This is a genomic window from Bifidobacterium sp. B4142, assembly GCF_026537325.1.
GTDB lineage: Bacteria > Actinomycetota > Actinomycetes > Actinomycetales > Bifidobacteriaceae > Bombiscardovia.
Window position 1 is genome coordinate 630,044 of record NZ_JAFNMJ010000001.1, and the last position, 25,374, is coordinate 655,417.

Consider the following 25,374-nt stretch of genomic DNA (forward strand, 5'->3'; position numbering starts at 1 on the left):
GAGATTTATTGAACAGCAGGCCTTGCTGCAAGATTTGCCCAATCATCTTTTGGGCGAGCTAGTCGGCATGATCCATGGGGGACATTAATATAGGTGCGAATATCCACGGCAAACAAGGGGGTTCGGTGAACCTGAAGGACACCAACGCCATCGCCTCCGATCGTCGTTTCTCCGATTCCGCCATCCTTCTGCTGGAGGACGGCCAGGTGTATGAGGGAAAGGCCTTCGGGGCACTGGGCAGCACTATCGGTGAGGTCGTATTCGCCACGGGGATGACCGGATACCAGGAGACCCTGACCGATCCCAGTTATGACAGACAGATAGTAGTCCAGACGTTTCCGCACATCGGCAATACCGGTGTCAACGGGGAGGACGGTGAATCATCACGGATCTGGGTGGCCGGATATGTGGTCCGGGAACCCAGTCCCACTTTCAGCAACTGGCGGGCTACAGGCGGTCTCCAAGGGGAGATGATTGACCAAGGCATCGTCGGCATCAGCGGCATAGACACTCGCCGGCTCGTGCGGCACCTGCGTTCAGCGGGCGTCATGCGGGCCGGTATTTTTTCTGGGTCGGCCCTGGACGATGGCAGCATCCAGAGTCTTTTGGATCGAGTCAGACAGGCGCCGACCATGGGCGGCTCCCACCTGACCGGCGAAGTCAGCACAAACTATCCCTACACGGTGGAGCCTTGCGGTCAATATCAGGATAGGGAGCCGCTCTGCACGGTGGCTGCTGTCGATCTGGGCATCAAGGCCATGACCCCTCATCGGCTGGCCGAGCGCGGATGCCGGGTCCACCTGCTGCCCGTGGGCACCACCATGGAGACCATCCGCTCGCTCAATCCAGATGGCGTCTTCTTCTCCAACGGTCCCGGCGACCCCTCTACGGCCGACCATGAGGTGGCCCTCCTGCGCCAGGTGCTTGATGCAAGGCTGCCCTTCTTCGGCATCTGCCTGGGCAACCAGCTACTGGGCCGTGCCCTGGGCTTCGAGACCTACAAGCTGAAATTCGGTCATCGCGGCATCAATCAGCCGGTCATGGATCTCAGCACTGGCAAGGTGGAGATCACTGCCCACAATCACGGGTTCGCAGTCAAGGCGCCCAAGGGTGACCCGGTGCCCTCGCCCTATGGTGAGGGCCGATATGGTCGTGTTCGGGTCTCTCATGTCGATCTCAACGACGGCGTGGTCGAGGGTCTGGAGTGCCTGGATATTCCGGCCTTCTCCGTTCAATATCATCCGGAGGCGGCGGCTGGTCCGCACGATGCCTCCTATCTGTTTGACAGGTTCATCACGTTGATGCAGGACGCCAAGGAAGGGAAGGCACATGCCTAAGCGGCAGGACATCCATTCGGTCATGGTCATCGGCTCTGGGCCCATCGTCATCGGGCAGGCGGCCGAGTTCGATTATTCGGGGACACAGGCCTGCCGGGTGCTGCGCGAAGAGGGGATTCGCGTCATCCTGGTCAATTCCAATCCCGCCACCATCATGACGGATCCCGAGATGGCCGATGCCACCTACATAGAGCCCATCGCTCTGCCTTTCCTTGAGCGGATCATTGCCAAGGAGCGGCCGGATGCGCTGCTGCCCACCCTGGGCGGCCAGACCGCTCTGAACGCTGCCGTGGAGCTGGGCAAGGCCGGCGTGCTGGAGCGCTACGGGGTGGAGCTGATCGGCGCTTCGCTGGAGGCCATCGACAGGGGAGAGGACCGTGAGCTCTTCAAGCAGGTGGTGGACCAGGCCGGCGCCGAGTCAGCCAAGTCCCGCATCGCCCACAGTCTGGATGAGGCCGAGGCAGTTGCCGCCGAACTGGGCTACCCTCTGGTGGTTCGTCCCTCCTTCACCATGGGCGGCCTGGGCTCAGGCATCGCCCACGATCGTGAGGAACTGAGGCGGATCGCCGGTGCTGGCATCCACTATTCGCCCACCGATGAGATCCTTTTGGAGGAGGGCATCGAAGGGTGGAAAGAGTATGAGCTGGAGCTCATGCGCGACCGCCTGGATAATGTGGTTGTGGTCTGCCCCATCGAGAATGTAGACCCGGTAGGCGTGCACACCGGCGACTCCATCACCGTGGCCCCGGTCTTCACCCTGACCGACCGGGAGTATCAGCGGATGCGCGACATCGGTATCGCCATCATCCGCGGCGTGGGGGTGGATACGGGCGGCTGCAACATCCAGTTCGCCGTCAACCCCAAGAACGGCCGGATCATCGTCATCGAAATGAATCCGCGTGTTTCACGGTCTTCGGCTCTGGCTTCCAAGGCCACCGGCTTCCCCATCGCCAAGATCGCAGTCAAGGTGGCCCTAGGATACACCTTGGACGAGATAGAGAACGACATCACCCGCTCAACCCCTGCCTCCTTCGAGCCGACCATCGACTACGTGGTCACCAAGATTCCGCGCTTCACTTTCGAGAAGTTCCCCGGGGCGGACACGACCCTGACCACCTCGATGAAGTCCGTGGGCGAGGCCATGGCTCTGGCTGGCAACTTCCGCGAGTCCCTGGGCAAGGCCATGCGCTCCATCGACAAGCGGCACATGACCTTCTCCTGGGATGGCCCCAGGCCCGACCAGGCCGAGACGGACCAGCTGCTGGAGGCCATGCACACTCCCACAGAGCACCGCTACCTGCAGATTCAGCGAGCCTTCTGGGGCGGAGCCACCGTGGAGCAGGTCCACCAGGCCACCAGGATCGACCCCTGGTTCCTGGAGCAGATCAGCATGATCAATGATCTGGCCCTCCAAGTGCGCCAGTCCGAGGTCCTGGACGAGGACCTGCTGCGCCGGGCCAAGCAATCGGGGCTGAGCGACCTGCAGATTGCCCACCTGCGTGGCATGGGTGACCAGGGCGAGGCAGTCGTCAGGGAACTTCGCTGGGCCTTCGGTCTTCATCCTGTCTACAAGACTGTGGACACCTGTGCAGCTGAGTTCGATGCGGTCACGCCCTACTACTACTCCTGCTACGCCGACGAGTCCGAGCTGCGACCCCGTCAGTGCGAGGCGGTCATCATCCTGGGCTCGGGGCCCAACCGAATCGGTCAGGGGGTCGAGTTCGATTACACCTGCGTGCACGCCGTCCAGGAGCTAGGCAAGGACTATGACACCATCATGGTCAACTGCAATCCCGAGACGGTCTCCACCGACTATGACATGTCGGACAGGCTCTATTTCGAGCCGCTGACCTTCGAGGATGTTCTGGAGATCTACCGGGCTGAGAAGGCCATGGGACCTGTCAAAGGGGTCATCGTCCAGCTGGGCGGTCAGACGCCCTTGTCTCTGGCGGCCAGGCTCAAGGCGGCCGGGGTGCCCATTCTGGGAACCAGTCCCGAGTCCATCGACCTTGCCGAGAACCGCGAACTCTTCGGCCAGGTGCTCAGCAAGGAGCATTTGAACGCTCCACGGTACGGCACTGCTCTTTCCTTGGATGAGGCCAAGGAGGCAGCCCACGCCATCGGTTACCCGGTTCTGGTCAGGCCCTCCTACGTGTTGGGCGGACGAGGTATGGAGATCGTCTACGACGACCAGCAGTTGGCCACCTACGTGGATCGAGCCCTGGATGAGGCCAAGGCCGATACGGTGGTCTCCGGCCGTCTGCCCTCACCCCTGCTGATCGACAAGTTCCTCCAGGACGCCATCGAGATCGACGTGGATGCCCTCTATGACGGGCAGGAGCTCTACATCGGCGGAATCATGGAGCATGTGGAGGAGGCCGGAGTCCACTCCGGCGATGCCGCCTGCACCCTGCCGCCCTCAACCCTCTCCGACGACCAGATCAATCGGTTGCGGCAGGCCACCCTGGCTATAGCCCAAGGGTGCGGGGTCCAGGGGCTGATCAATGTTCAGTATGCCTTCATGGCCAACACCCTCTATGTGATCGAGGCCAATCCCCGCGCATCCCGGACCGTCCCCTTTGCCTCCAAGGCCACGGGTACGGCGCTGGCCAAGGCTGCGGCGCGGATCATGGTGGGGGAGTCCATCGCCCAGCAACGAGCCAATGGTCTGCTCTTGCCTGTCGGCGACGGCGGCATGGTTCACATCGGTCAGCCTGTGGCGGTCAAGGAGTCCGTCCTGCCCTTCAAGCGCTTCCGTACTCCAGTGGGTCGGACCGTAGATATCCTGCTGGGCCCGGAGATGCGTTCCACCGGAGAGGTCATGGGCTTCGATCGGGACTTTCCCCACGCTTTCGCCAAGAGCCAGCTGGCCTCCTACCAGGGAGGTCTGCCTACCAGCGGGGTCGTTTTCCTGTCGGTCAATGATGCGGACAAGCGCCAGCTGCCCATGCTGGCAGCCCGCCTGTTGGAGCAGGGCTTCAGCATCTGCGCCACCAGTGGCACGGCCTCTGTCCTGCGCCGGTACGGCTTCGATGTGGCCGTTGTCGACAAGATCAGCGATGGTGAGGAGCAGGGTCAGGCTTTTACTGATTCTGACGGAGTAAGGCATATGGGCCGGAATCCTGTCCAGCTTATTGAGGATGGGACCATCGACATGATCCTCAACACGCCCAGCTCCAGGGATTCTCGTTCTGACGGCTATTTGATCCGGGTGGCCGCCATAGCCGCCGATCTGCCGCAGTTCACCACCATCACCGAATTCTCAGCCGCACTGATGGCCATTGACGTGGTCAAAAAGGACGACTACGAGGTCATGAGCATCCAGGAACACGCGGCCCGGCTGCTGGAGCTGGAAAAGGCCAAGTAGGTACGCTATATGATTGATCCATGTTCCGGTCCGGATAGGCTGGAGGGTGACTTTTAGGAAAGGAAGTGGCCGTGTCAACGATCAACGGTGCCGACATGTCAAGTCAGGATCCTTCGGGAGAGCGGACCGGGGGGCCGGGGAAGACGGGCGGCCGGTTGATCGTGTTGACGGGTCCCACGGCTGTTGGCAAGGGTACTGTTGAGGCAGCTCTGCGTCGTGTCCACCCGGAGGTTTGGGTCTCCGTCTCGGCCACCACCCGCGCGCCGCGTCCGGGCGAAAAGGATGGCATTACCTACTGGTTCATGGATGAGCAGGAGTTTGCCCGCAGGGAGGCTGCCGGAGATTTTCTGGAGACCGCCCTGGTTCACGGCTTGTCCCACTATGGCACCCCGCTGCAGCCGGTCCTTGAACATCTGGCAGCAGGAGTGCCCACAATTTTGGAGATCGACCTGCAAGGGGCGCACCGTGTTCGTCAAAGGGCGGGAGAGCTGGGCCTGGAAGTGTTTTACGTCTTCCTGGCTCCGCCGTCATTCCAGGATCTGGTTACCAGGCTGAACATGCGGGGAACCGAAAATGAGGAGCAGCGAGCCCGCAGGCTGGAGACCGCCAAAGTTGAGCTGGCCTCCGAGGATCAGTTCGATCAGGTCATAGTCAATGACAATGTGGATAAAGCCGCCCAGGCGCTCTGGGCGGTAATCGCCAAAGAGTACGGTCTCTGAACGCCTGCCCCAGCTGCGGAAGAGTTAAAAAATCCTCCAATCGAGTGAGAGCTCGATTGGAGGATTTTAGTCTATCAGTCCAAGCCTGACAGTCGGTTGATCAGGTCAGGGTCGCGGGTGGCACCCTTGTCTGCAGAGCGGGCGAAAGCGGCATAGGCTTTCAGCGCCAGGGAAACCTTGCGATCCCTGTGGGCCACATAGCCTTCGCCGGCTTCCAGCTCTGCGCGGCGCTGCTCAAGTTCCTCGTCGCTCAGCTCGACGTCTACGCGCCGGTTGGGGATGTCGATGCGGATCATGTCGCCGTTGCGGATTAGGGCGATGGGGCCCTTGTTGGCTGCTTCAGGCGCGATATGGCCGATGGCCAGGCCTGATGAGCCGCCGGAATAGCGGCCGTCGGTCAGCAGGGCCACGTCCTTGCCGATGCCCTTGCCCTTGACGAATGAGGTGGGGTAGAGCATCTCCTGCATGCCGGGGCCGCCCTTGGGTCCCTCGTAGCGGATGACCAGGGCTTGGCCCTTGTGCAGGGTGCCGTTGAGAATGACCTCCACAGCCTGTTCCTGCGATTCGACCACCAGGGCCGGTCCGCGGAAGTTCCAGATTTCCTTGGGCACACCAGCGGTCTTGACCACGCAGCCATCGGGGGCCAGATTGCCGCGCAGTATGGCCAGACCGCCTTCGGAGACGGCCGGGTGATCCAGGTCGTGAATGGCGCCGTTGACACGGTCGGTGTCCAAGTCCTCCCACTCCTTGGACTGGTTGAAGGGCTCGGGGGAGGTGATGTGCCCGGGCGCTGCGTGGTAGAGCTCCTTGGCCTGGTCCAGGCAGGTGGGACGCATGATGTCCCAGTCGTTGAGCTTGGACTCCAGATCCGGGTAGTCGATGGAATGCGTGTCCTTGTGCAGCACTCCGCCACGGTCCAGCTCACCCAGGATGCCGCAGATGCCGCCAGCGCGGTGGACGTCGGATATCTCCCAGTCTCCGGAGGGAGAGGCTTTGCAGATGCAGGGGACTGTGTGAGAGATGCGCTCGATGTCGTCCAGGGTGAAGTCCACATCCGCCGACTGCGCGGCAGCCAGGATGTGCAGGACGGTGTTGGTAGACCCGCCCATGGCCACATCCATGGTCATGGCGTTTTCGAAGGCTTTCTTGGTGGCGATGGACCGTGGCAGGACCGAGTCGTCGTCATCCTGGTAATACCGGTTGGCAATCTCGACGACCAGCTTGCCGGCCCGCTCGAAGAGCATCTTCCGTGCTGTGTGCGAGGCCAGGGTGGTGCCGTTGCCGGGCAGGGCCAGACCCATGGCCTCGGTCAGGCAGTTCATGGAGTTGGCGGTGAACATGCCGGCGCAGGACCCGCAGGTGGGGCAGACCGTCTTCTCCAGTGCCAGCAGACCTGCATCGTCGATGCTGTCGTCAGCCGAGGCGTACATGACGTCGATCAGGTTTGTGCTCTCCTGGACTGTTCCGTCGGGCATGACCGTGCGTCCGGCCTCCATGGGGCCGCCGGAGACGAAGACTGTGGGAATGTTCAGACGCAGAGCGGCCATGAGCATGCCGGGGGTGATCTTGTCGCAGTTGGAAATGCAGATCAGGGCATCGGCGCAGTGGGCGTTGACCGAGTACTCCACGGCGTCTGCGATCAGGTCACGGCTGGGCAGAGAGTAGAGCATGCCCGTATGGCCCATGGCGATGCCGTCGTCCACGGCGATGGTATTGAACTCGCGGGGGATGCCGCCCGCTTCCTTGACGGCCTTGGAGACCAGACGCCCCACCTTGTTCAGGTGGACGTGGCCGGGCACGAATTCGGAGAAGGAGTTGGCGATGGCCACGATAGGCTTGCCGAAGTCCTCACCCTTGACGCCAGCGGCACGATAGAGAGCACGGGCGCCCGCGAACTCTCGTTCCTTCATTAATTTGGCTGATCGCATCTGCATAGTTTTATTCAAGTGATCGCAGGCATCAACGGTTTGAACATGACCACATGTTGGAATTTCCGAGGTTCTCGTTCCGCTTTCCCCGGCAGAGAAGCATTCGAGGCTAAAATCGAGCCCGGGCGGTAAAATCATTCAGATTGAATGAATGGTTCATCCAGTTGAATTGGAGAAACATCTTATGGCATTCGGTACCGAGCCCCATCCGCAGGGATTTGCGAATCCTCCCATCGACGACCTCATGAAGCACGCCGATTCGAAGTATGCGCTCTCTATCTTCGCGGCCAAGCGGGCCCGTCAGATCAATTCCTATTTTACACAGCTCAATGAGGGCCTGCTGCAGAACGTCGGCCCGCTGGTTGAGTACCAGAACCAGGAGAAGCCCCTGTCCATCGCCTTCCGTGAGATCAACGAGGGCCTGCTTGAAGAGACCCTGGGCGAGGATGATCTGAGCGAAGGCAACTGAGCCTTCGACTCTCAGTGCAGGGTTCTCGGACGGTGACGGTTTCTAGACAAAGGTGAATGAAATGACAGAGCGACGGCTGATTTCGGCTGAATCAGTGACCGAGGGCCATCCAGACAAGGTCTGCGACCAGATTTCCGATGCCATCCTGGACGATTTGATCGCCCAGGATCCGCACTCGCATGTGGCCGTGGAGACCTCGGCGGCCACCGGCCTCTTCTTCGTCTTCGGAGAGGTTTCATCCCAAGGTTACACGGACATTCAGTGCCAGGTCAGGTCGGTGCTGCGCAGGATCGGCTACACCTCATCCGATATTGGACTGGACGCGGATTCCTGCGGCGTGACCGTGGCGCTGAGCGAGCAGAGCAAGGAAATCAACCAGGGCGTGGAACGGCTGTCGGCCAGCCAGGAGAGCGCTGCCACCCGTGAGGAGCGTTACCAGTCCCAGGGGGCCGGCGACCAGGGAGTCATGTTCGGGTACGCCTGTGATGAGACCGACACGCTCATGCCCCTGCCCATCTATCTGGCCCACCAGCTGGCCTTCCGACTGGCACAGGTGCGCAAGGAGGGGATCATCCCCCACCTGCGGCCCGACGGCAAGACCCAGGTCACCATCGAATATGATCAGGATGACCGCCCCCGCCGGGTGGATACGGTCCTCATCTCCACCCAGCACGATCCCGAGGTGGGGCATGACTGGCTGCAGGAGCAGTTGATGGAGCATGTCATCACGCCCGTCCTGGATCGCGTTTGCGGCAAGGCTGTCGAACACCAGGGCTATCGGGTGCTGGTCAATCCTACCGGTTCCTTTATTTTGGGCGGCCCTGCGGCTGACGCAGGACTGACCGGTCGCAAGATCATTGTGGACACCTATGGCGGGGCGGCGCATCATGGAGGCGGCGCCTTCTCCGGCAAGGATCCCAGCAAGGTCGACCGGTCTGCTGCCTACGCAGCGCGTTGGGTGGCCAAGAACATTGTGGCTGCTGGTCTGGCACACAAGGTCGAGGTCCAGGTGGCCTATGCCATTGGTGTGGCCGATCCGGTCAGCGTCAACGTGGAGACCTACGGCACCGAGCAGGGAGTCACCCGGGAACAGATTCAGGAGGCTGTGCGCGAGGTCTTCGACCTGCGGCCGGCAGCCATCATTGATGAGCTGGATCTGTTGAGGCCCATTTACGCCAAGACTGCAGCCTACGGGCACTTCGGCCGGGAGGATCCCGACTTCACCTGGGAGCAGGTGGACAAGGTGGGCGAGCTCAAGGCCGCCATCGGCATGACCAGGTAGTAGCTGTTCATCAAGAGCCACGGCGGATTCCCAGGTCATCGACTGGGGAATCCGCCGTGGCTCTCTTAATTGTGAAAGCGAGGGGAGAAGCCATGGATTCGCAGGATGTTAGTCAGCCCGCCCTGGATGGTCTTGCCCCACGCCGTCGTTCGAGCAGCAGTCGAAAGAAACCTCCGCGCCGACCGGCTCATGAACTCCCTGTGGCACGGGTGGTGCTGGATGTGCAGGCCACTCATCTGGGCGGGACCTTCGATTATTTGGTGGATGCCGACCAGGACGATCATGCACAGCCGGGATGTCTGGTTCGCGTCCGGTTCGGGGCGCGCAGGGTTAACGGCATCATCTGGGAACGCGCGGCAGACAGCCAGGTTCCCCGCGCCTCCCTGCGTTTCTTGGAGCGGGTGGTGCTGGATCGCAGCCTGATCTCATCTTCCCTGCGCGCGGACATCACTGCCATCGCCAGGGCCTATGGGGGTACTGAGGCCAATATTCTGCGGCTGGCCCTGCCCCCTCGCGTGGCCCGCATCGACAAGGAGCAGCAGCTGGTTCCCGGTCAGCCCCGGCTGGCGTCTGATCTCGCCTGGGTGGCCGGGCTGGCCCAGCGGCTGAGGGATCTGAAACAGAAGCTTGATCCGGGCTATCAGGGACTGGAGAAACTGGATCAGTCACTGGAAGAGGATACGTTCACCGCCTATCTGACCGACATTTTGCCCGGTATGGACCAGGCCGCCCTGATGGCTGCCAGGGTGCTGATAGGGGCCCTGCTGGCCGGCCGATCGGCGGTTATGGTGCTGCCGGGCAGCCGCCAGGTGGCCCACCTGTCCGCAGTCCTCCAGCAGCTGGGGTTACGTCCCTTTGGCCCCTCTGTTGCCACTGGTCCTGGCCAACAGGAGGCTCACGGCTGGTCCGGCGATTTCGCCATTCTGGACAGCGGCATGGCTCCTGCCGAGCGTTACAGGGCCTACCTTGCCCTAGCTTCAGGTCAGGTCCGCTGCGCCATCGGGCTGCGGGCTGCCATGTACGCCCCGGTTGAGGGGCCCGCCCTCTTCGCCCTGATGGACGATGCCAGCTACCAGTACGCCGATGGGATGATGCCCTATGCCAATGCCCGTGGAGTGTTGAGGTTGCGGGCGCGTGCACACGGCGGCGTATTCCTGGCCATGGCCCGTGCCAGAAGCGTGCGCTCCCACTGGGAGAGTCTGCCCGAGGCCACCGAGGCGGACTCCGGTGTGACCGGTCCAGGCACCGCTTTGACGCTTGACCGGCCTACGGTGACGACCCTGCAGCCCTGGATTCGCTGGCTGAACCGGGAGGAACTGAGCCATCTGGCCGACCTGACCATGGGCGCCCGGGTTCCACATACCGCCGTCGTGGTTATTGACAAAGCCTTGGAGCGTGGTCCGGTTCTGCTGTCCATCCCTCAGGACGGCATCTTCGAAAGCCTGAGTTGCGCTCGCTGCCATCATCAGGCTCGCTGCCCGCGTTGCACCGGACCCCTGCGGGCGAGGCGGCCTGGTGCGCCTCGATGCGCCTGGTGCGGGGCTGCGGCTACGGACTGGTCCTGTCCGGATTGCGGGGGTTCGCGGCTTCGGGTGGTCAGGGTAGGTGCCGCCGGGACGGCCCAGGAGCTGCGCATGCTCTTCAGAAATGTGCCCATTGTCATCTCTTCGCCCAGCCAGCCTCGCGGGGTGGTCGAACGCATACAGGATCGTCCCAGCTTGGTCATCGCCACCCCGGGTGCCGAGCCTAGAGTGGTCGCTTCGAGTGTTGAAGGCAGCAATACAGACACAGGTGATTCGGACCTGCCCCGGCTGTCGCGAGGATACCGGGCCGTGGCCATTCTGGATGCCTGGACCAGCCTGTATGCCCCTGGCGTCGATGCACGTATGGACACCCTGGGAGCCTGGATGCGCGTGGCCTCCTTTTGTCGCCCCCGGGCCCAGGGAGGTCAGGTGCTCCTGTTGGGGGAGTGCGATCCCCAGCTGGCCCAGGCGCTGATGACCTGGCAGGGGCCGGTGTTGGCCGCCGCCGATCTGGCGGACCGTCGGTTGACTGCCATGCCCCCTGCGGTCGGCATGGCTGCGATATGGGGCGAAAGGGAGGCCGTCACTTGGATGCTGGATGCCGTTGGGATTACGCCGGAGCAGGAGGCTATGACAGATGCCGGTCCTGAGCCGGTCCCTGCCCTGCTTGGCCCTGTGCCCATACCGGCGCCTTCCACGCTGAAAGCCGGCTACCTGGAGGGAACTCAGGATAGGGTCCAAGCCCTGGTTCGGGTACCCACCAGTTCCAGGGATAAGCTGGCTGACGATCTCAAGCAGGCTCAAGCCAGGTACGTGGCCGGTCGCGGGCGAGGGGAGTTGCGCTTCCGGATGGATCCCAAGGATCTGACCTGATTGTCGCCCCAGGCGAATCTCTACAGGGTCTATGCGGCGTGGTTTCATGAGGGGGCGCAGGCAGAGGCGCGAATGAACGAATTCAGGAAAGGCGGAGAGGCATGAAGGGATGGCCGGGCGAGATTCGGGTTGAGGAAGATGTGATCCAGGCCGAGCAGGCGGCGGCTCAGGCCCAGGGTCAGCCCATCGAGCAGGTCATCTTCGACTTCGGCAACGTCTTGATTCGTTGGCAGCCCGAGATGGCCATGGTGGCCAGGTACGGGCGCAAGAGCATCGAAGCCATGCTGGACGACAGCCGTTCCGGTTTCTACCGGGCCAACAACATGATGGATGGCGGAGCCACCTGTGCCCAGGCCCGTGACTGGGTGGCCGCCAACTGCGGGGCCCCTTGGGATGCCATGTTCGCCTACTACTGTGATCATTTCGTCGATTCACTGACCGGACCTGTACCAGGGGCACGTATGCTGGTGGAGGATCTCAAGGCGGCAGGCCTGGGTGTCTGGGGGCTGACCAACTGGGGTGCCGAACTCTTCCATCACGCCTGGGACGGAGACTCCTTCCTGCATAGGCTGGACGGGGTGGTGGTCTCCGGGCCCATTCACATGCGCAAGCCCGACCCGGCCATCTACCGGTACGCCCTGGACCAGTTCAGAATCCAGGCTGACAGGACCCTCTTCGTGGATGACAAGGGTATGAATGTAGTTGGTGCCAACAAGGCCGGCATCCGCAGTCTGCGATTCAGCGACCCCTACGGGCTGCGCACTGCCTTGATTGAAGCAGGGGTGAACATTCCTCAGGTGCAGTGAACGTGCAGAGTTCCGAAGCCGTCAGATGAAAAGGAGATAGACGATATGGTCATGACATTGCTGTTTGCGGGCACACCCCAGGTCGCCTTGCCGTCTCTGAGATTGCTGGCGGCCGACCAGGAGCATTTCCGGGTTGCCGCCGTGCTCACCAGACCCGACGCACCCCAGGGGCGTGGAAGGCATCTGCAGCCCAGTCCGGTCAAGGCTGAGGCCATCAAGCTGGGTATTCCCGTTCTTGAGGACAACCCGTCCGATCCGGGTTTTCCGGCGCGGCTGAAGGATACGGGTGCCAACTGTGCGGCTGTCGTGGCCTACGGACGGATCCTGCGCCAGCCGGTCCTGGACGCCTTTGAGGGGGGCTGGTACAACCTACACTTTTCCCTGCTGCCGCAGTGGCGTGGAGCAGCCCCAGTACAGCGGGCCATCTGGGCCGGGGATACCATCACTGGCGCCACGGTCTTCCGGCTCACGGCTGGCATGGATGAAGGCCCTATCCTGGCACAGTCTACGGTGGAGATCGGGTCGCACGAGACCTCGGGCGAGCTGCTGGATCGCCTGGCTGAGGACGGATCCCACCTGCTGGCTGCCAGTCTTGAGGCCCTTGCGGAGGGTCGGATTCAACCCAAGGAGCAGATGCGGGGCGCCTATCAGGTGGCCGCCAAAATCACCCATCAGGATGCCCACATGCGTTTCGATGTGCCCGTCTTTGCTCTGGATCGGCAGGTTCGCGCCTGCAGCCCGGAACCGGGAGCCTGGTGTCTGTACCGGCGGGGCGACGATCCGCAGGACGAGCAGACAGGACTGACCGTGCTCAGGGCGGCACCGGCCCGAGGGAATGAGCCCGGTCTTCCGGGGCACCTGGAGCCGGGTCGGCTGGCCAGGGACCGTCATCACCTCTGGGTGGGCACCAAGACCCTGCCCCTGGAGCTGCAGATGGTCAAGGCTGCCGGCAAACGCGCCATGAAGGCCATGGACTGGGCCCGTGGAGCTCGTTTGGAAGACGGGGCCCACTGCAGCTGAGTCCCTTCCCGGCTGGCTGTCCAAGCCGTGCGGGGATTCCAGGGGCGAACGATGGAGGGAAGAGGGTAGTCATGCAGTCCGATGATGTTGAGCAAGCTGACGATGCCAATGACCAGGACCAGGACGGGGAACGGCGCAACCGGGCCTTGGCTGCCGCGCTGACCAGGGCTGCCAAGGAACTGTCCAAGGCCAAGAGCCAGTTGGCCCAGCTGGGCCAACCGCCCTTGACCGTCGCCCTGGCCTTGGGCGTGGATTCCGTAGCCTATGACAGCCAGGGGGTGCAGCAGGCCCGTCTGCTGATCCTGAACGGTTCCAGACGGATGGTCGTCCCCCTGGCGCCTGATATCCACGCCGAGCGGATCCGGGCCGGCCAGGAGGTTCTGCTCAACGCCGATATGGTGGTGGTGCGTGTGGGCGATCAGCCGGTGACCGGGCAGGTCCGCACGCTGCGGGAGACCTTGGAATCCGGTGCCCTGTTGGTGGAAGACCCCTCCGGTCAGACCCGCGTAGCCGCGCGTGCGGGCTCTCTACAGGACCAGCCCATCGAGGCGGGTAGCGCCTTGCTCATGGACGAAAGCTGTTCGATGGCCCTGGCTGTGCTGCCTGAGTCGGATCAGGCCGACATGCTCCTGGAGGAGACTCCTGACGTGGACTTCTCTGATATTGGCGGCCTGGACAGGCAGATCGAGCGGATCCGGGATGCGGTCCAGCTGCCCTTCCAGCATGCTGATCTCATGCGTCGTTATGGGCTTCAGGCCCCCAAGGGTGTCCTGCTCTACGGTCCGCCCGGCAATGGCAAGACCATGATCGCCAAGGCTCTGGCCCGTGCCCTGGCCCAGGAGAGCGACGGTCATGGGGTCTTCCTGTCAGTTAAGGGTCCTGAGGTGCTCAACAAGTTCGTGGGCGAGTCCGAACGGCTGATTCGCCGCCTCTTCGCCCGGGCCCGCAACCTGGCAGGCCAGGGTGGACCGGTGGTGGTCTTCATCGACGAGATGGATGCCCTGTTGCGAACCCGAGGTTCTGGTATCTCGTCGGATGTGGAGACCACCATCGTCCCCCAGTTCCTGACCGAGCTGGACGGTGTCGAATCCCTGGACCAGGTCATGGTCATCGGCGCCTCCAACCGCATTGACATGATCGACCCGGCGGTTCTGCGCCCTGGACGGCTGGATGTCAAGATCCGCATCGATCGGCCCGACAGAACCAGGTCAGCCGCCATTCTGGGCAAATATCTGGGCTCCGATATGCCCATGGAGGATGATGGTGGGCCGGAGGAGCTGATCCAGGTGCTGGTCGACGGACTCTTCGCTCGGGATGATGACCACCTGCTGGGCAGAATCATGGATGCCAGGGGCCGCTGGCAGCCCCTCTACCTAGAGTCAGTGGTCTCCGGCGCCATGCTGCATAACCTGGTTGATCGGGTCAAGACCATGGCGGTCAAGGCCTCCATCGAACAGGGTCGGCAGGTGGGTCTTGACCGCGGGTTCTGCGCAAGGGCGGTCCGTGGGCAGTATGAGGACACGCTGGAGGAGCTCAGTGGGCAGGATCCGGACCGCTGGGCCGATCTGGCAGGACTGCGCCCAGGGCAGGTTCAGGAGGTTCGCCCAGTTGACGGGCCAGGGGAGCGATCATGAATGCCGAGCGGGTCATGGGTACCGAGACGGAGTACGCCATAGCCGACCCCCAGGATCCCGGCGCCGATCCACGTACCCTGGCCCTGCGTCTGGTAAGGGCCGCCGCCCAGCCGGCCTTGGCGCATATCCGCTGGGACTATGGGCAAGAGGATCCGGTCAATGATGCCAGGGGAGGTCGGCTGCCGCGTTCCGCCGCCGCTCCGAGCATGCTCACTGACGCGCCCGGCGCCCGGCTGATTGATGTGGCAGCTCCCAATGGCGCTCGCATTTACGTGGATCATGCCCACCCGGAGTATGCCTCGGCGGAAACAGTGAATGCCTTCGATGCGTTGGTCCAGGACCGTGCGGGTGATCGGATGATGGCCCAGGCCGCAAAAAGAGCCGGAGGTCTGACTCTCTACAAGAACAACGTAGACGGCAAGGGTGCCGCCTGGGGATCCCATGAAAACTATCTGATGGATAGGGCGGTGCCCTTCGCCAGGGTGGCGGCTCTGATGACCATTCATTTCGTCACCCGGCAGATCTACACCGGCTCGGGCAGGGTGGGTCTGGGGCCCAGGAGCGAAGAGTCTGGCTTCCAGCTCAGCCAGCGCGCCGACTATCTGACCAGCCGCATTGGACTGCAGACCACCTTCGGGCGGCCGATCATCAATACCCGGGACGAGTCACATGCCGGGCCGGGCAGTCGCCGCCTCCATGTGATTGTGGGCGATGCCAACCGGCTGGATGCGCCCCTGGTCCTCAAGCTGGGAACGACCGATCTGCTGCTGGGCCTCTTGGAGTCCGAGGGTGGTTCGACCAGTCAAGTCGATGAGCTGTTGGATCGCTGGACGCTGGATGATCCGGTGTCGGCCCTGCACACGGTTTCGCGAGATGTCACCCTGACCAAGCCGCTGGCCCTGGCAAACGGAGGGTTCGCCGATGCGCTGACCATCCAAAGAGCATTGCTGGATGCGGCCCGCCAGACCAGACGGGATGTCAACAGGCCTGGATGTGCCGATGATCGGGTTCTGAGCCTCTGGGATCAGGTGCTCGAAGATCTGGCCGCAGTGCGTTCGGGCGACGAGGAGGCCCGTTTGGCTATGCACGACCAGGCAGGCAGGTTGGAATGGCTGCTCAAATGGCAGCTCCTGGAGCGTCTGCGTCGTCGTCGTTCCATATCCGACTGGTTGGATCCCCGTCTGGCGGCCCTGGATTTGGCCTGGGCACGGGTGGATCCCGGCCGTGACCTGCCTTGGCGACTGAGAGGATCCGCCCTGCAACTGGCCGATCCCGATCAGATCACCATAGCCATGGACCAGGGGCCGGAGCAGACTCGCGCCTGGTACCGTTCCCGGCTGCTACATCGCTGCCCTGATGCGGTCAGGGCTGTCTCCTGGAGTCGTGTCATTCTTGAGAGCCAGGGCCCGGAGGGAGAGCCTAGGACCAGGGTGGTGGATCTGTCCGATCCGCTGAGTCACACACGGTCTTCCTACCGGGATGGCCGCGACATATACTGCAGGTAGCGCAGAAAATAGTCCGATATCCGACAGGACGACCACCGGTGGATCACGGTCGGCAATGCCTCGGCCACCCGTTTGAAAGAGAAGAGAAGTATGGAATTGCGCGATTTGGCCATGCAGGCCGCCACCATTGCTGTGGAGGCCGGTCGTCATGCCCTCCAGGACCAGATCAACCCCCACGATCCCCGCTCCACCTCAGCCATCGGCCAAGGCACCCAGTTTTCGCCGAGCATTGACACGCGTCTGATCCGATACTGCCGGACCAAGATCGCCGCCCTGGACCCCATGGACGGCTTCTGGGAGGAGGAGGCCGGCAACCGCCGTCCAGGCGGTCGTTACTGGTGCCTGGGCCACATCGACGGTCCGGTCAACTATGTGCGCAACATGGCCGAATGGACACTGACCATCTCCCTCTTCGCCGTGGACGAGAAGGGTCACGCTTCACCGGTCCTGGGCATCGTGCATGCACCGGTCCTGGGCCTGACCTATCTGGCTGCCAAGGGTCAGGGCGCCATCAGGATCCGACGGACTATTGTGGGCGACAAGCGGGAGAAGATCATCCCCTCCACGATGACCACCCTGAATGGGTCAGTGATCAGCTTCGGTATGTCCTACTTCCCCAACGAGTCCGAAAAGGTCCTGCAGATCGTTTCACGCATGGCCGGCAAGCCTGCCGACATCAAGCGTGTTGGTCCGGTCTCGCTGGACCTGTGTCGGGTGGCGGACGGCAGCTACGACGCCTACTTCGAACCGGCCCTGCACTCCTGGGACATCCCCGCTGTCTCTGCAGCGGCTGTCGTGGTCCGGGAGGCCAAGGGCACCCTTTGGCGCTGGGACGGCGGACACGTGCGCTGGGAGGGCAGCAACGACGTGGTAGCCACCAACGGGCTCATCGCCGAGGATTTGAACACCTATCTGAGCGGACGCTGATTCGGGCAGGGAAGGAGAGCGACCATGGCTGAGGCATCCCAGCAGGGACGGCATATGGCAGCCGGGCAGCAGCAGGAACAGGAAGAGGATTTGCCGCAGACCGGGGCACGTGAACAGGGTCAGACGGCTCAGTCCGATCTTGATGCCGTCTTGGATGATATCGAGACCACCCTGGAGACCAATGCCAAGGAGTATGTGCAGGGCTTCGTCCAGAAGGGCGGCCAGTGATCCATGACGGATGGGCATGGGACTGACTCGGACTTTCGCAGAATATTCGGCATCGAGACCGAGTATGGACTGAGTCTGACCGGCGCCAGTGGCCCCTACGCCGCTGGCAGGGTGGCCATGGCCATGTTCCGTCCTCTGATCGAGAAGCACGGGTCAACCAACATCTATCTGCCCAATGGCGCTCGGCTTTACCTGGATGTGGGCTCCCACCCGGAGTATGCCACGGCGGAGGCCCGCGATCCGCTGACGGCACTGAAACAGGTGCTGGCCGGGGAGCGGATCATGACCGACCTTGCGGAGCGCGCTGGGAAACGCCTGACGGAGGATCTGGGCAGGCCCGTGAAGGTGCATGTCTTTGCCAACAATGTGGATGCCCGGGATCATGCCTTCGGTTGCCATGAGAACTACCTGCTGGATCGGGGAGTCCCCTTGGACATGATCGGAGCCTGCCTGGTCCCCTTTCTGGTCACCCGACAGCTGATCACCGGGGCGGGTCGTCTGGACCCAGATGGCTTCCAGATCAGCCAGCGGGCCGACTTTCTGGATGAGGCGGTTTCCTCGGCCACCACCCGTGCCCGTCCCATGGTCAACACCCGTGACGAGCCTCTGGCCGATCCCGAACGATGGCGGCGTCTGCATGTGGTCGTAGGGGATACCAACCGTTCGCCGTTGGTCACTTGGTTCAAGATGGCCAGCACTCACGTGGTTCTGAACCTGATCGAGCAAGCCTGCCGTCAAGGCCGACGACCAGACCTGGCGGACTGGGCCCTGGCTGATCCCCGTGCAGCCGTCCGAGCCGTCAGTCGGGATCGGACCGGCCGGGTCACTCTGGAACTGCAGGCTTCCACGAAAACTGGCAGTATCAGCGCCCTGGGTCTGCAAGAGGCCTATTGGTCGGCCTGCAAGGATTTGGTTGACCAGCAGGAGGATATAGGCATCGATCGACCCCAGGCTCTGCAGGCCCTGCGACTTTGGAGGGTTGCCCTGGATGCGCTGGACGCGGGGCGTTGGCAGGATCTGGCTGACTGGGTGGATTGGGCCGCCAAGTTGCGGTTGATCCAGGGCCTGAGTCGACGAGAGGCCGGACGGGATCTGGCCGAGGCCCTGGATCTGGACTATCACGATCTGAGCGCCGGAAGATCCTTCCCTGGCCTGATCAGGCATGGGCTCATGCGCTCGCCGGTCGACGACTCGGAGATACGTCGCGCCATGGATCAACCTCCGGAGGATACCCGGGCCCGTCTGCGTGGCGACTTCGTCCGTGCCGCAGACCGGGGAACACGCAGCTGGTCATGCGACTGGAGCAACCTGGTCCTAGGCGGCTCTCACCGAGTAGAGGTTGCCCTGCCTAACCCCTTCGATCATCTGGGCCCACCCCGATACCACTCCTTGATGGACTTTCTCAAGAATGCCGCAGAACCTCGTGCCTAGAAGCCCAGTTTGCACCGCGGGACTTCCATTAGGTCTTCTCTAACCAAGAAGGGCCCCAGCATCCGTGGATGGATGCCGGGGCCCTTGCAGAAAGGCTGGTTTCACTTCTTGTTGGTGACGGCCTTCTTCAGCAGCGAGCCTGCGGAGATACGCACGCCGTAGCTGGCCGGAATCTTGATGGTCTCACCGGTGCGGGGGTTGCGGCCGGTGCGGGCGGCGCGCTTGACACGCTCGGCCGAGAACAGACCGGTCAGCTTCAGACCCTCACCGGACTTCATGGCCTCGACGAAGACATCCTGGAAGGCGTTGACAGCAGCTTCCGCCTGAGCCTTGGTCAGGTTGGACTTCTGCGCGATCTTCGAAACGAGATCAGACTTGTTGTATGCCATAGAACATCCTTCTTTCGGGGGCCTCCCATTGCTTGATTTGGGGAAAGCCCAACGGTCAATGACTGATATTACCGCAGATTAGGCCCAAACACCGCATTTTTCGGGGGTTTCCGACATTTCATCAAGCGATTTTTGAGGTCCTTGGGAATGAAAGTGTCCAAAGGGCTCTTCATATGCGATTGTGCTTGCTCAACCAGCGCATGGCAAGGGCTCCCAGGGGGATGCGCAGCCAGTAGGTGGCTACACGGAAGACCAGAGTGGCCGAGATGGCCACACCTGAGGGGATGCCAGCCAGGCGGAAGGCGGAGAAGAGTACGGCTTCTATGGCCCCTAGGCCGCCAGGAGTGGGAACAGCCGAACCTAGCGTGTTGGCCAGAAGGAAGACGAAAGTGGTCTCGAAAACGTTGGTCCTGCAGCCGAAGGCCATCAGGGCGGCCCAGAAACTCATGCCCAAGGCGGCCGACTGCAGCACAGCACCAAGCACGGCCACTACCAGCTGCCGGGGCTGAGTCAATATCTCTACAAGGTGGCGGGCGTAGGAGGCCACAATGGGCATCAAACGTTCCATTACCATTCGTCGTGTGTACGGCAGGGCCATGATCAGTGCTGCGATGATGGCCACTGTTCCGATGACGATGACCAGGGTGTTGGTGGGGATCATCCCGGATAGGGTGTTGCGTCCGGTGAACAGTCCGATGACGATCAGCAGGCAGAAGGTGGTCGCGAACTGGACGGCCACCACGGCGCTCATGATGGCCGTGGCCATGGTGTTGCCATAACCGTCCCGTCGCAAGAACTGCAGGTTGACGAAGGCCGGCCCCACTCCGGCAGGCATGGAGACCGAGGTGAAGGAGGAGGCCACCTGGGATAGGAAGATACCCTTGAAATCGCGCTTGGCCGGATCGATGAAGACTCCTAGAGTGATGGCGCAACCCACCCAAGACAGTGATCCCAGCAGGAAGGAGAGCCCAGCCATCCAAGGATTGGCATTGCGGACGGTGCTGATGACCTGAGGCAGGTTGAACTGGGTGACAATGACTGCCACAGCTACCACCAAGAGGGCCAGGGCCACGAAGCTGCGCAGACTGAAACGTGAGAGGGTTACCTGGCCGGTCTCAGCCACCGACTCAGGGGGAGCCAGAGCCTGCAACTGTTTGCGCAGGTCAGTCAGAATCTGTCGATCCCAGCCGGGCAGGGCTTGGGTCTGTGCGGGAATGGCTACCATCTGGCAGAATGGCGATAGCCCCGCCAGGGTCTTGACACCCCAGGAGGCACGGGCGGCATCAATGGCTTGATCCACCCCGATCATTGTGGCAATCAAGGCCAGAAGCTGGATCCGGTCCAGGGCAATGTTGGCCTGGGAGCTGGCGCTGTCGCCGTTCTCCCAGCCGGCGATGACCATGGAGCCCGACTGGTCCACGGCCAGAGTCTCCGGGCGGATGCGGCGGTGTGTGAAGCCGCGCTCGTTGGCCCGGCGAAGGTAGTCCATCAGCTGCTTGGCCCTGTCGGCGTCCAGGTTCTCAGGTTCCAGGGGATCAAGATGGACATCATCCTCCAGTACCAGAATTGAGGATTCGGCGCTCTCCGTCAGGCCATAAGGGTGCAGGGCGGGCAGCCCCAGGTCCCGCAATTCAGTCAGCAGGGCCATGTGGTGTTGCATGGAGTTTCTGACTGACCGGTCCCGGCGCATGGAGACTCCGGACAGCTTGATCCACTGCCAGAGCTGCATCAGATAGCCCATGGTGTGCAGCTGGCCGTCCATGACCGACACCGTGTAGGTGTGGCCTTGCCCGTCATGGGCTCTGTAGATGCGGGAGGCCTCAATGAGGTCGTCGTCGAGGGCTGGCAGGGGCTGGCCATCGGAGTCCAGACTGGGATCCTGACGTTCCAGACTCGTGGCATGGATGCCGATGGAGGCTATCGCCTGCACCACCCCCTGCCCCCAGGCGCCCTTGTTCTGTGTGCCCGCCAGGTATCGGACGACCATGCCCATGATTCGTCCAAGGATAAGCGAGACCAGAACCCCGCTGGCCGAATTGGAGGATATAGCGACCATGATGATGGCCACGACGTATAGAGCGTTCCATCCCCACTTGACCGAGCTGCGCAGGCGACGGGGTCCTGCTGCGCTCAGGAAGGCAGCTAGACCGGCATAGAAGTCAGGCAGCAAGACGGGCGACCCTATGGCGTTCTGGGAGCTGAATGAGGCGATCAGGGTCGGGTTGCCTGCCTTCAGGATGAGGTCGGAGGTCAACATGACCAGCCCAAACCCCAGGAACATGGCCAGGGGGGCGGTGATGGCCTGGATCCATTCCCTGTTGACCAGCAGGTGGATTATCACGGCCAGGACCACGGTCACCGTCACCGCCTGTTGGAGGAAAGCGGTGGGTACGTCCATGAGCCAGTCCATGGCGTTGCCAGCCTGGCGCATGTCAGACTCGACTCCGGCCGCTATGCCTTTCAGGTAGACAGCTGCCAGGGTGACCAGGATTCCCAGGATCAGGGCTGCCAGGGCTCGAAGTAAATCTTCGGCATCATGGACCCGCTGGGGTGGGGTATCTCTGATGACGACTTGGTCTTCCTGCCCAGGGTGGGCGGAATCAGTGTCCTCGGGGGTGGTGGTCGACTGGGACGGGGTCATGGTCAGTCGCGATCGAAGTCCACCAAGGTTCCGGCTGTGCCGGTGTAGGTTGTCGGCGTCAGGGCCTTGAGCCGACTGGCCGTGTCCTGGTCCAGGTCCAAGCCATCGATGAAGTGCTCGACATCCTCCCGGCCGATCCTCTTGCCCCGCATCAGCTCCTTGACCTGCTCATAGGGGTGATCCATGCCTGAGCGTCCAGCCAGTCCAGCGGCCCGCATGGCCGTCTGTATGGGCTCGCCTAGAACCTCCCAATTGCTGTCCAGCTCGCGGGCCATCAGGGTCTTGTCGGGGTGGATGGTCTGCAGGCCGCCGTCCAGGTTGTCCAGAGCCAGCAGGCTGTAGCCCAGGGCCGAACCTATGTTGCGTTGGGTGGTGGAGTCGGTCAGGTCCCGCTGCCAGCGGGTTTCGGTGAGGGTGGTGGCCAGGGTGTCCAGCAGGGCTCCCGAAATCTCCAGATTGGCTTCGGCGTTCTCGAAGCGTATGGGGTTGACCTTGTGGGGCATGGTGCTGGACCCTGTCGCGCCTTTGACAGGTTCCTGGGCAAAGACGCCTCGGGAGATGTACATCCAGATGTCCACGGCCAGGTTGTGTAGGATCCGGCCCAGGTGGGCGATGTTGCCGAAGAGCTCGGCCTGCCAGTCGTGGGACTCTATCTGGGTGGTCAATGGGTTCCAGACCAGGCCCATCCGCTCGGTGATGAAGGTCCGGGTCAGATCAATCCAATCCACCTGCGGCAGGGCGGCCATATGGGCGCCAAAGGTTCCAGTGGCACCATTCATCTTGCCCATGTAGTCCTGATTGCGGATCCGGTCCAGCTGCCGGTGCAGCCGGTGGACGTAGACCGCCATCTCCTTGCCTAGGGTGGTGGGTGTGGCCGGCTGGCCGTGGGTCAGGGCAAGCATGGGCAGATCGCGGTATTGTTCTGCCATGGTGGCCAGGTGGTTCTCGATTCGGGTGGCCTTGGGGAGCCAGACCTGTTCGACCCCGCCTCGGATGCAGCGGGCATAGGACAGGTTGTTGATGTCCTCGCTGGTGCAGGCGAAGTGGACCAGGGGAGTCAGCCTGGGAAATTGGGACTCGGGGCCAAGGGCTGTGGCTGCAGCCTCCAGACGGCGGTCGATGAAGTATTCCACTGCTTTGACATCGTGGTGGGTCTGGGCTTCGATACCTGCCAGTTCGGTGATGCCATCGGCATCGAAATCCTCGGGGATAGCCCGCAGATAAGCCTGCTCAGCCTTGGTCAGAGGCTTTACGCCCGGCAGGACCGGGTGCTGGCCGCTGCCCTGGTAGCCGTTGGCCAGCATGATCATCCATTCGACCTCGACCCGTATACGCTCGCGGTTCAAGGCAGGTTCACTCAGGTAGTCCACCAGATCGCTGGTCTGTCTGCGGTAACGTCCGTCCAAGGGGTTGAGGGGGATGACTGGGGTGATTCGGCTCAGGTTCATGACTCCAGCCTAGACGACCGGGTCAACCAGCAGGAATCGATATGAGTGCTCTTGGGGGTCCGCGTGTCCCGCTCATCGCCGCAGCCTGCCGCGGTAGTAGCGGGTCTCCTGCAGATCGCCCTCGATGGCTTGGGCGAAGTGGTCGTCCTGACGTCGTACGGCTGGTGAATTCTGATCGCTGGCATCAGCCCAGGCCGCACGTTGGTAGGCCATGCCATGGGTGGATTCCTTGCCGGGGCCGGCAGTGGTCACCGACCGGCCAGTTTGGTTGCCACCTGGAGGGGGAGGTCCGCCCGCCCTTCCCCTGACAGTCAGTTGATTGGGCCGCGAGGGGTTGTCGGCTCCATCAAGACTGGAGACCAGTTCCTCGCGCATCTCCACGCTGGTGACCCAGGTGTCTGACCCTATCTGGCGGTGAGCGATGGGTGATCCGACGGTCACGATGTGATCGAAGTGGTAACGGTTGGAAAGATCCGAGGCCATGGTGGCGGCCACGATGCCGCCCTGGGAATGACCTACCAGGCTGACCGGATCGTCCGGACGCACCCCGGCCTCCCGCATGGCCTGGTCCACTAGACGCAGGGAGGCCGCACTTTCGCGCACTGAAGCCTTGTCGCTCATGAGCTGGATGTTTTGGCCCCAGCCGATGGGGGAATCGAGATGGGAGCTGGTGCCGGGTATGTAGACCAGCCAGCGGTCCTTGCCGTCCGCCTCCCGATATCGTTGTACAGCGATGGTTGCGTAAGGAATGCCGTCCCGGCAGGATCCCAAGGCCTCCAGATTCTGCAGAGCGGTGGCGATGTCATGAGCCTCGCCCAACCCCTTGCCCTGTGGCTGGACAGGATCCATCGTGAGCCGGTCACCCTGAAGATGAGCGAGTATGAAGGGCACCAGCAGACCTGGATCGGTGACCAATCTGCCAATAGGATCATGGTAGTCTGAAGTCAGGTCGGACGCGGCGGCGGCCAGCAGAGGCTGATGGATGCCGGCTGTAGTTTCCAGAAATTCCTGGAATTGCGAGGCATCCAGGTTGCCGGTCAGTTTAGCTGCTCCCAGGCTCAGACCGATGGTTCCCAACATGTACGGGGCGATGGGCTGAAAGAGGGTCACGGCCGTGGATATCAGGGAGTCCATCAGCTTTTCCATGAATGATTCCGCATGCGAGTACAACCCGTAGGCCTTGGTCAGCCGATCGGCCACAGATTGGAGTTTGGTGCGTAGGTTTTCGCAGGACTGAGCTTGGTCACGGCAGAAGGTCACCATCAGGTCCAGGGGCAGACGGGCGTGACCTGGTGGCGGCACGGCAGCCTGGGCGCAGGGGAGTGCCGGCAGTCCTGGCATGGTTCTGCGGATGGCCTGATCGGTAAGAATCCATTGTGTCTGCAGGGTGGCCAGGGCACCACCTGCCTGGTTGAGCCGGTCCGCCATGCCGGTCAGATGATCCAATTCGGTGCTGGTGTAACCGTTGGCGTCTGGTGCGGCAGTGATCGTCCGCTTCATGGTTGGCTCTCTTGATCGATCACGTTCAAGGTGCGTCCTGCCTGGACACGCTGATCCTGGCAGAGGGCATCCATGGCCCGTACCTGGGCCCGGTAGGCCTGAGCGGCCTTTCCCTGCCAGTCGACCCTAAGAGCTTGGCCGGCTAACTCGCTCAGGTGGACCAGGGTTGTTCTCGACTGCCGAGCCATATCGGCCAGCATGGTCCGGCAGCGGGCTGCCCGTGCGTGGCAGGGGCAGGCTCCGGCCGCCTCAGGATCGGACAGGTAGGAGGACTGCTCGAGGAAGGAGCCCCAGGTTGGTAGTAACGATGGTGATGACTTGTCCATGCGCCTACTTCATCACCGCGG

At 62.5% G+C, this 25,374-nt stretch carries 19 protein-coding genes; 13 read left to right on the forward strand and 6 right to left on the reverse strand.

Annotated elements, in window-relative coordinates; all coding sequences use genetic code 11:
* Positions 1-125 precede the first annotated feature (125 nt).
* The 3 genes from carA to gmk all read left to right on the forward strand — a co-directional run bounded on the left by carA (position 126) and on the right by gmk (position 5,423).
* On the forward strand, positions 126-1,337 hold the full coding sequence (carA, locus tag J3U06_RS02935) for a glutamine-hydrolyzing carbamoyl-phosphate synthase small subunit (RefSeq protein WP_267430344.1): 1,212 nt from the start codon (positions 126-128) through the stop codon (positions 1,335-1,337).
* Complete coding sequence (gene carB, locus J3U06_RS02940; RefSeq protein WP_267444277.1) at positions 1,330-4,704, forward strand: carbamoyl-phosphate synthase large subunit; 3,375 nt, start codon at positions 1,330-1,332, stop codon at positions 4,702-4,704. Before carA ends, carB begins: the two co-directional genes overlap by 8 nt.
* Positions 4,705-4,799: 95 nt before the next feature.
* Positions 4,800-5,423 carry a guanylate kinase gene (gene gmk, locus J3U06_RS02945; protein ID WP_267430593.1) on the forward strand — a complete coding sequence of 208 codons (624 nt, stop codon included), beginning with the start codon at positions 4,800-4,802 and terminating at the stop codon, positions 5,421-5,423.
* A gap of 74 nt (positions 5,424-5,497) precedes the next feature.
* Here the strand turns inward: gmk and ilvD are convergent, their stop codons facing one another.
* Positions 5,498-7,357 carry a dihydroxy-acid dehydratase gene (gene ilvD / locus J3U06_RS02950; protein ID WP_267444278.1) on the reverse strand — a complete coding sequence of 620 codons (1,860 nt, stop codon included), beginning with the start codon at positions 7,355-7,357 and terminating at the stop codon, positions 5,498-5,500.
* A gap of 178 nt (positions 7,358-7,535) precedes the next feature.
* Between ilvD and rpoZ the strand changes: the two genes are divergently transcribed.
* The 10 genes from rpoZ to J3U06_RS03000 all read left to right on the forward strand — a co-directional run bounded on the left by rpoZ (position 7,536) and on the right by J3U06_RS03000 (position 19,049).
* On the forward strand, positions 7,536-7,820 hold the full coding sequence (rpoZ, locus tag J3U06_RS02955) for a DNA-directed RNA polymerase subunit omega (protein WP_015022131.1): 285 nt from the start codon (positions 7,536-7,538) through the stop codon (positions 7,818-7,820).
* Positions 7,821-7,881: 61 nt separating this feature from the next.
* Complete coding sequence (gene metK / locus J3U06_RS02960) at positions 7,882-9,102, forward strand: methionine adenosyltransferase (RefSeq protein WP_267430347.1); 1,221 nt, start codon at positions 7,882-7,884, stop codon at positions 9,100-9,102.
* Between the two features lie 92 nt (positions 9,103-9,194).
* The gene (locus tag J3U06_RS02965; RefSeq protein ID WP_267444279.1) at positions 9,195-11,498 is read left to right on the forward strand and encodes a primosomal protein N'; all 2,304 of its coding nucleotides are present in this window, start codon (positions 9,195-9,197) and stop codon (positions 11,496-11,498) included.
* A gap of 101 nt (positions 11,499-11,599) precedes the next feature.
* Positions 11,600-12,304 (forward strand): HAD family hydrolase, encoded by a 705-nt coding sequence (locus J3U06_RS02970; RefSeq protein WP_267444280.1) that lies wholly within the window; start codon positions 11,600-11,602, stop codon positions 12,302-12,304.
* 45 nt (positions 12,305-12,349) lie between these two features.
* A complete protein-coding gene (fmt, locus tag J3U06_RS02975; protein WP_267444281.1) occupies positions 12,350-13,324 on the forward strand; it encodes a methionyl-tRNA formyltransferase in 975 nt (324 codons plus the stop codon).
* Between the two features lie 71 nt (positions 13,325-13,395).
* A complete protein-coding gene (gene arc, locus J3U06_RS02980) occupies positions 13,396-14,958 on the forward strand; it encodes a proteasome ATPase (protein WP_267399669.1) in 1,563 nt (520 codons plus the stop codon).
* Positions 14,955-16,463, forward strand: a complete 1,509-nt coding sequence (gene dop / locus J3U06_RS02985) for a depupylase/deamidase Dop (protein WP_267399670.1) — start codon at positions 14,955-14,957, stop codon at positions 16,461-16,463. The genes arc and dop overlap by 4 nt, the downstream gene beginning before the upstream one ends.
* 90 nt (positions 16,464-16,553) lie before the next feature.
* Positions 16,554-17,390 (forward strand): inositol monophosphatase family protein, encoded by an 837-nt coding sequence (locus J3U06_RS02990; RefSeq protein WP_024626589.1) that lies wholly within the window; start codon positions 16,554-16,556, stop codon positions 17,388-17,390.
* A 24-nt stretch (positions 17,391-17,414) separates the two neighbouring features.
* Positions 17,415-17,618, forward strand: coding sequence for a ubiquitin-like protein Pup (locus tag J3U06_RS02995; protein WP_024626588.1), 204 nt, complete (start codon positions 17,415-17,417; stop codon positions 17,616-17,618).
* Between the two features lie 3 nt (positions 17,619-17,621).
* Positions 17,622-19,049: a proteasome accessory factor PafA2 family protein gene (locus tag J3U06_RS03000; RefSeq protein ID WP_267444282.1), complete on the forward strand. Its 1,428-nt coding sequence runs from the start codon at positions 17,622-17,624 to the stop codon at positions 19,047-19,049.
* 101 nt (positions 19,050-19,150) lie between these two features.
* On the opposite strand, the gene J3U06_RS03005 is transcribed toward J3U06_RS03000, so the two are convergent.
* The 5 genes from J3U06_RS03005 to J3U06_RS03025 all read right to left on the reverse strand — a co-directional run bounded on the left by J3U06_RS03005 (position 19,151) and on the right by J3U06_RS03025 (position 25,353).
* The gene (locus tag J3U06_RS03005) at positions 19,151-19,438 is read right to left on the reverse strand and encodes an HU family DNA-binding protein (RefSeq protein ID WP_015022121.1); all 288 of its coding nucleotides are present in this window, start codon (positions 19,436-19,438) and stop codon (positions 19,151-19,153) included.
* 169 nt (positions 19,439-19,607) lie between these two features.
* Complete coding sequence (locus tag J3U06_RS03010; protein WP_267444283.1) at positions 19,608-22,079, reverse strand: lysylphosphatidylglycerol synthase transmembrane domain-containing protein; 2,472 nt, start codon at positions 22,077-22,079, stop codon at positions 19,608-19,610.
* Between the two features lie 2 nt (positions 22,080-22,081).
* A complete protein-coding gene (purB, locus tag J3U06_RS03015; protein ID WP_267444284.1) occupies positions 22,082-23,527 on the reverse strand; it encodes an adenylosuccinate lyase in 1,446 nt (481 codons plus the stop codon).
* Between the two features lie 72 nt (positions 23,528-23,599).
* On the reverse strand, positions 23,600-25,027 hold the full coding sequence (locus tag J3U06_RS03020; protein WP_267399674.1) for an alpha/beta hydrolase: 1,428 nt from the start codon (positions 25,025-25,027) through the stop codon (positions 23,600-23,602).
* Positions 25,024-25,353, reverse strand: a complete 330-nt coding sequence (locus J3U06_RS03025; RefSeq protein WP_267399675.1) for a hypothetical protein — start codon at positions 25,351-25,353, stop codon at positions 25,024-25,026. Before J3U06_RS03025 ends, J3U06_RS03020 begins: the two co-directional genes overlap by 4 nt.
* Positions 25,354-25,374 lie beyond the last annotated feature (21 nt).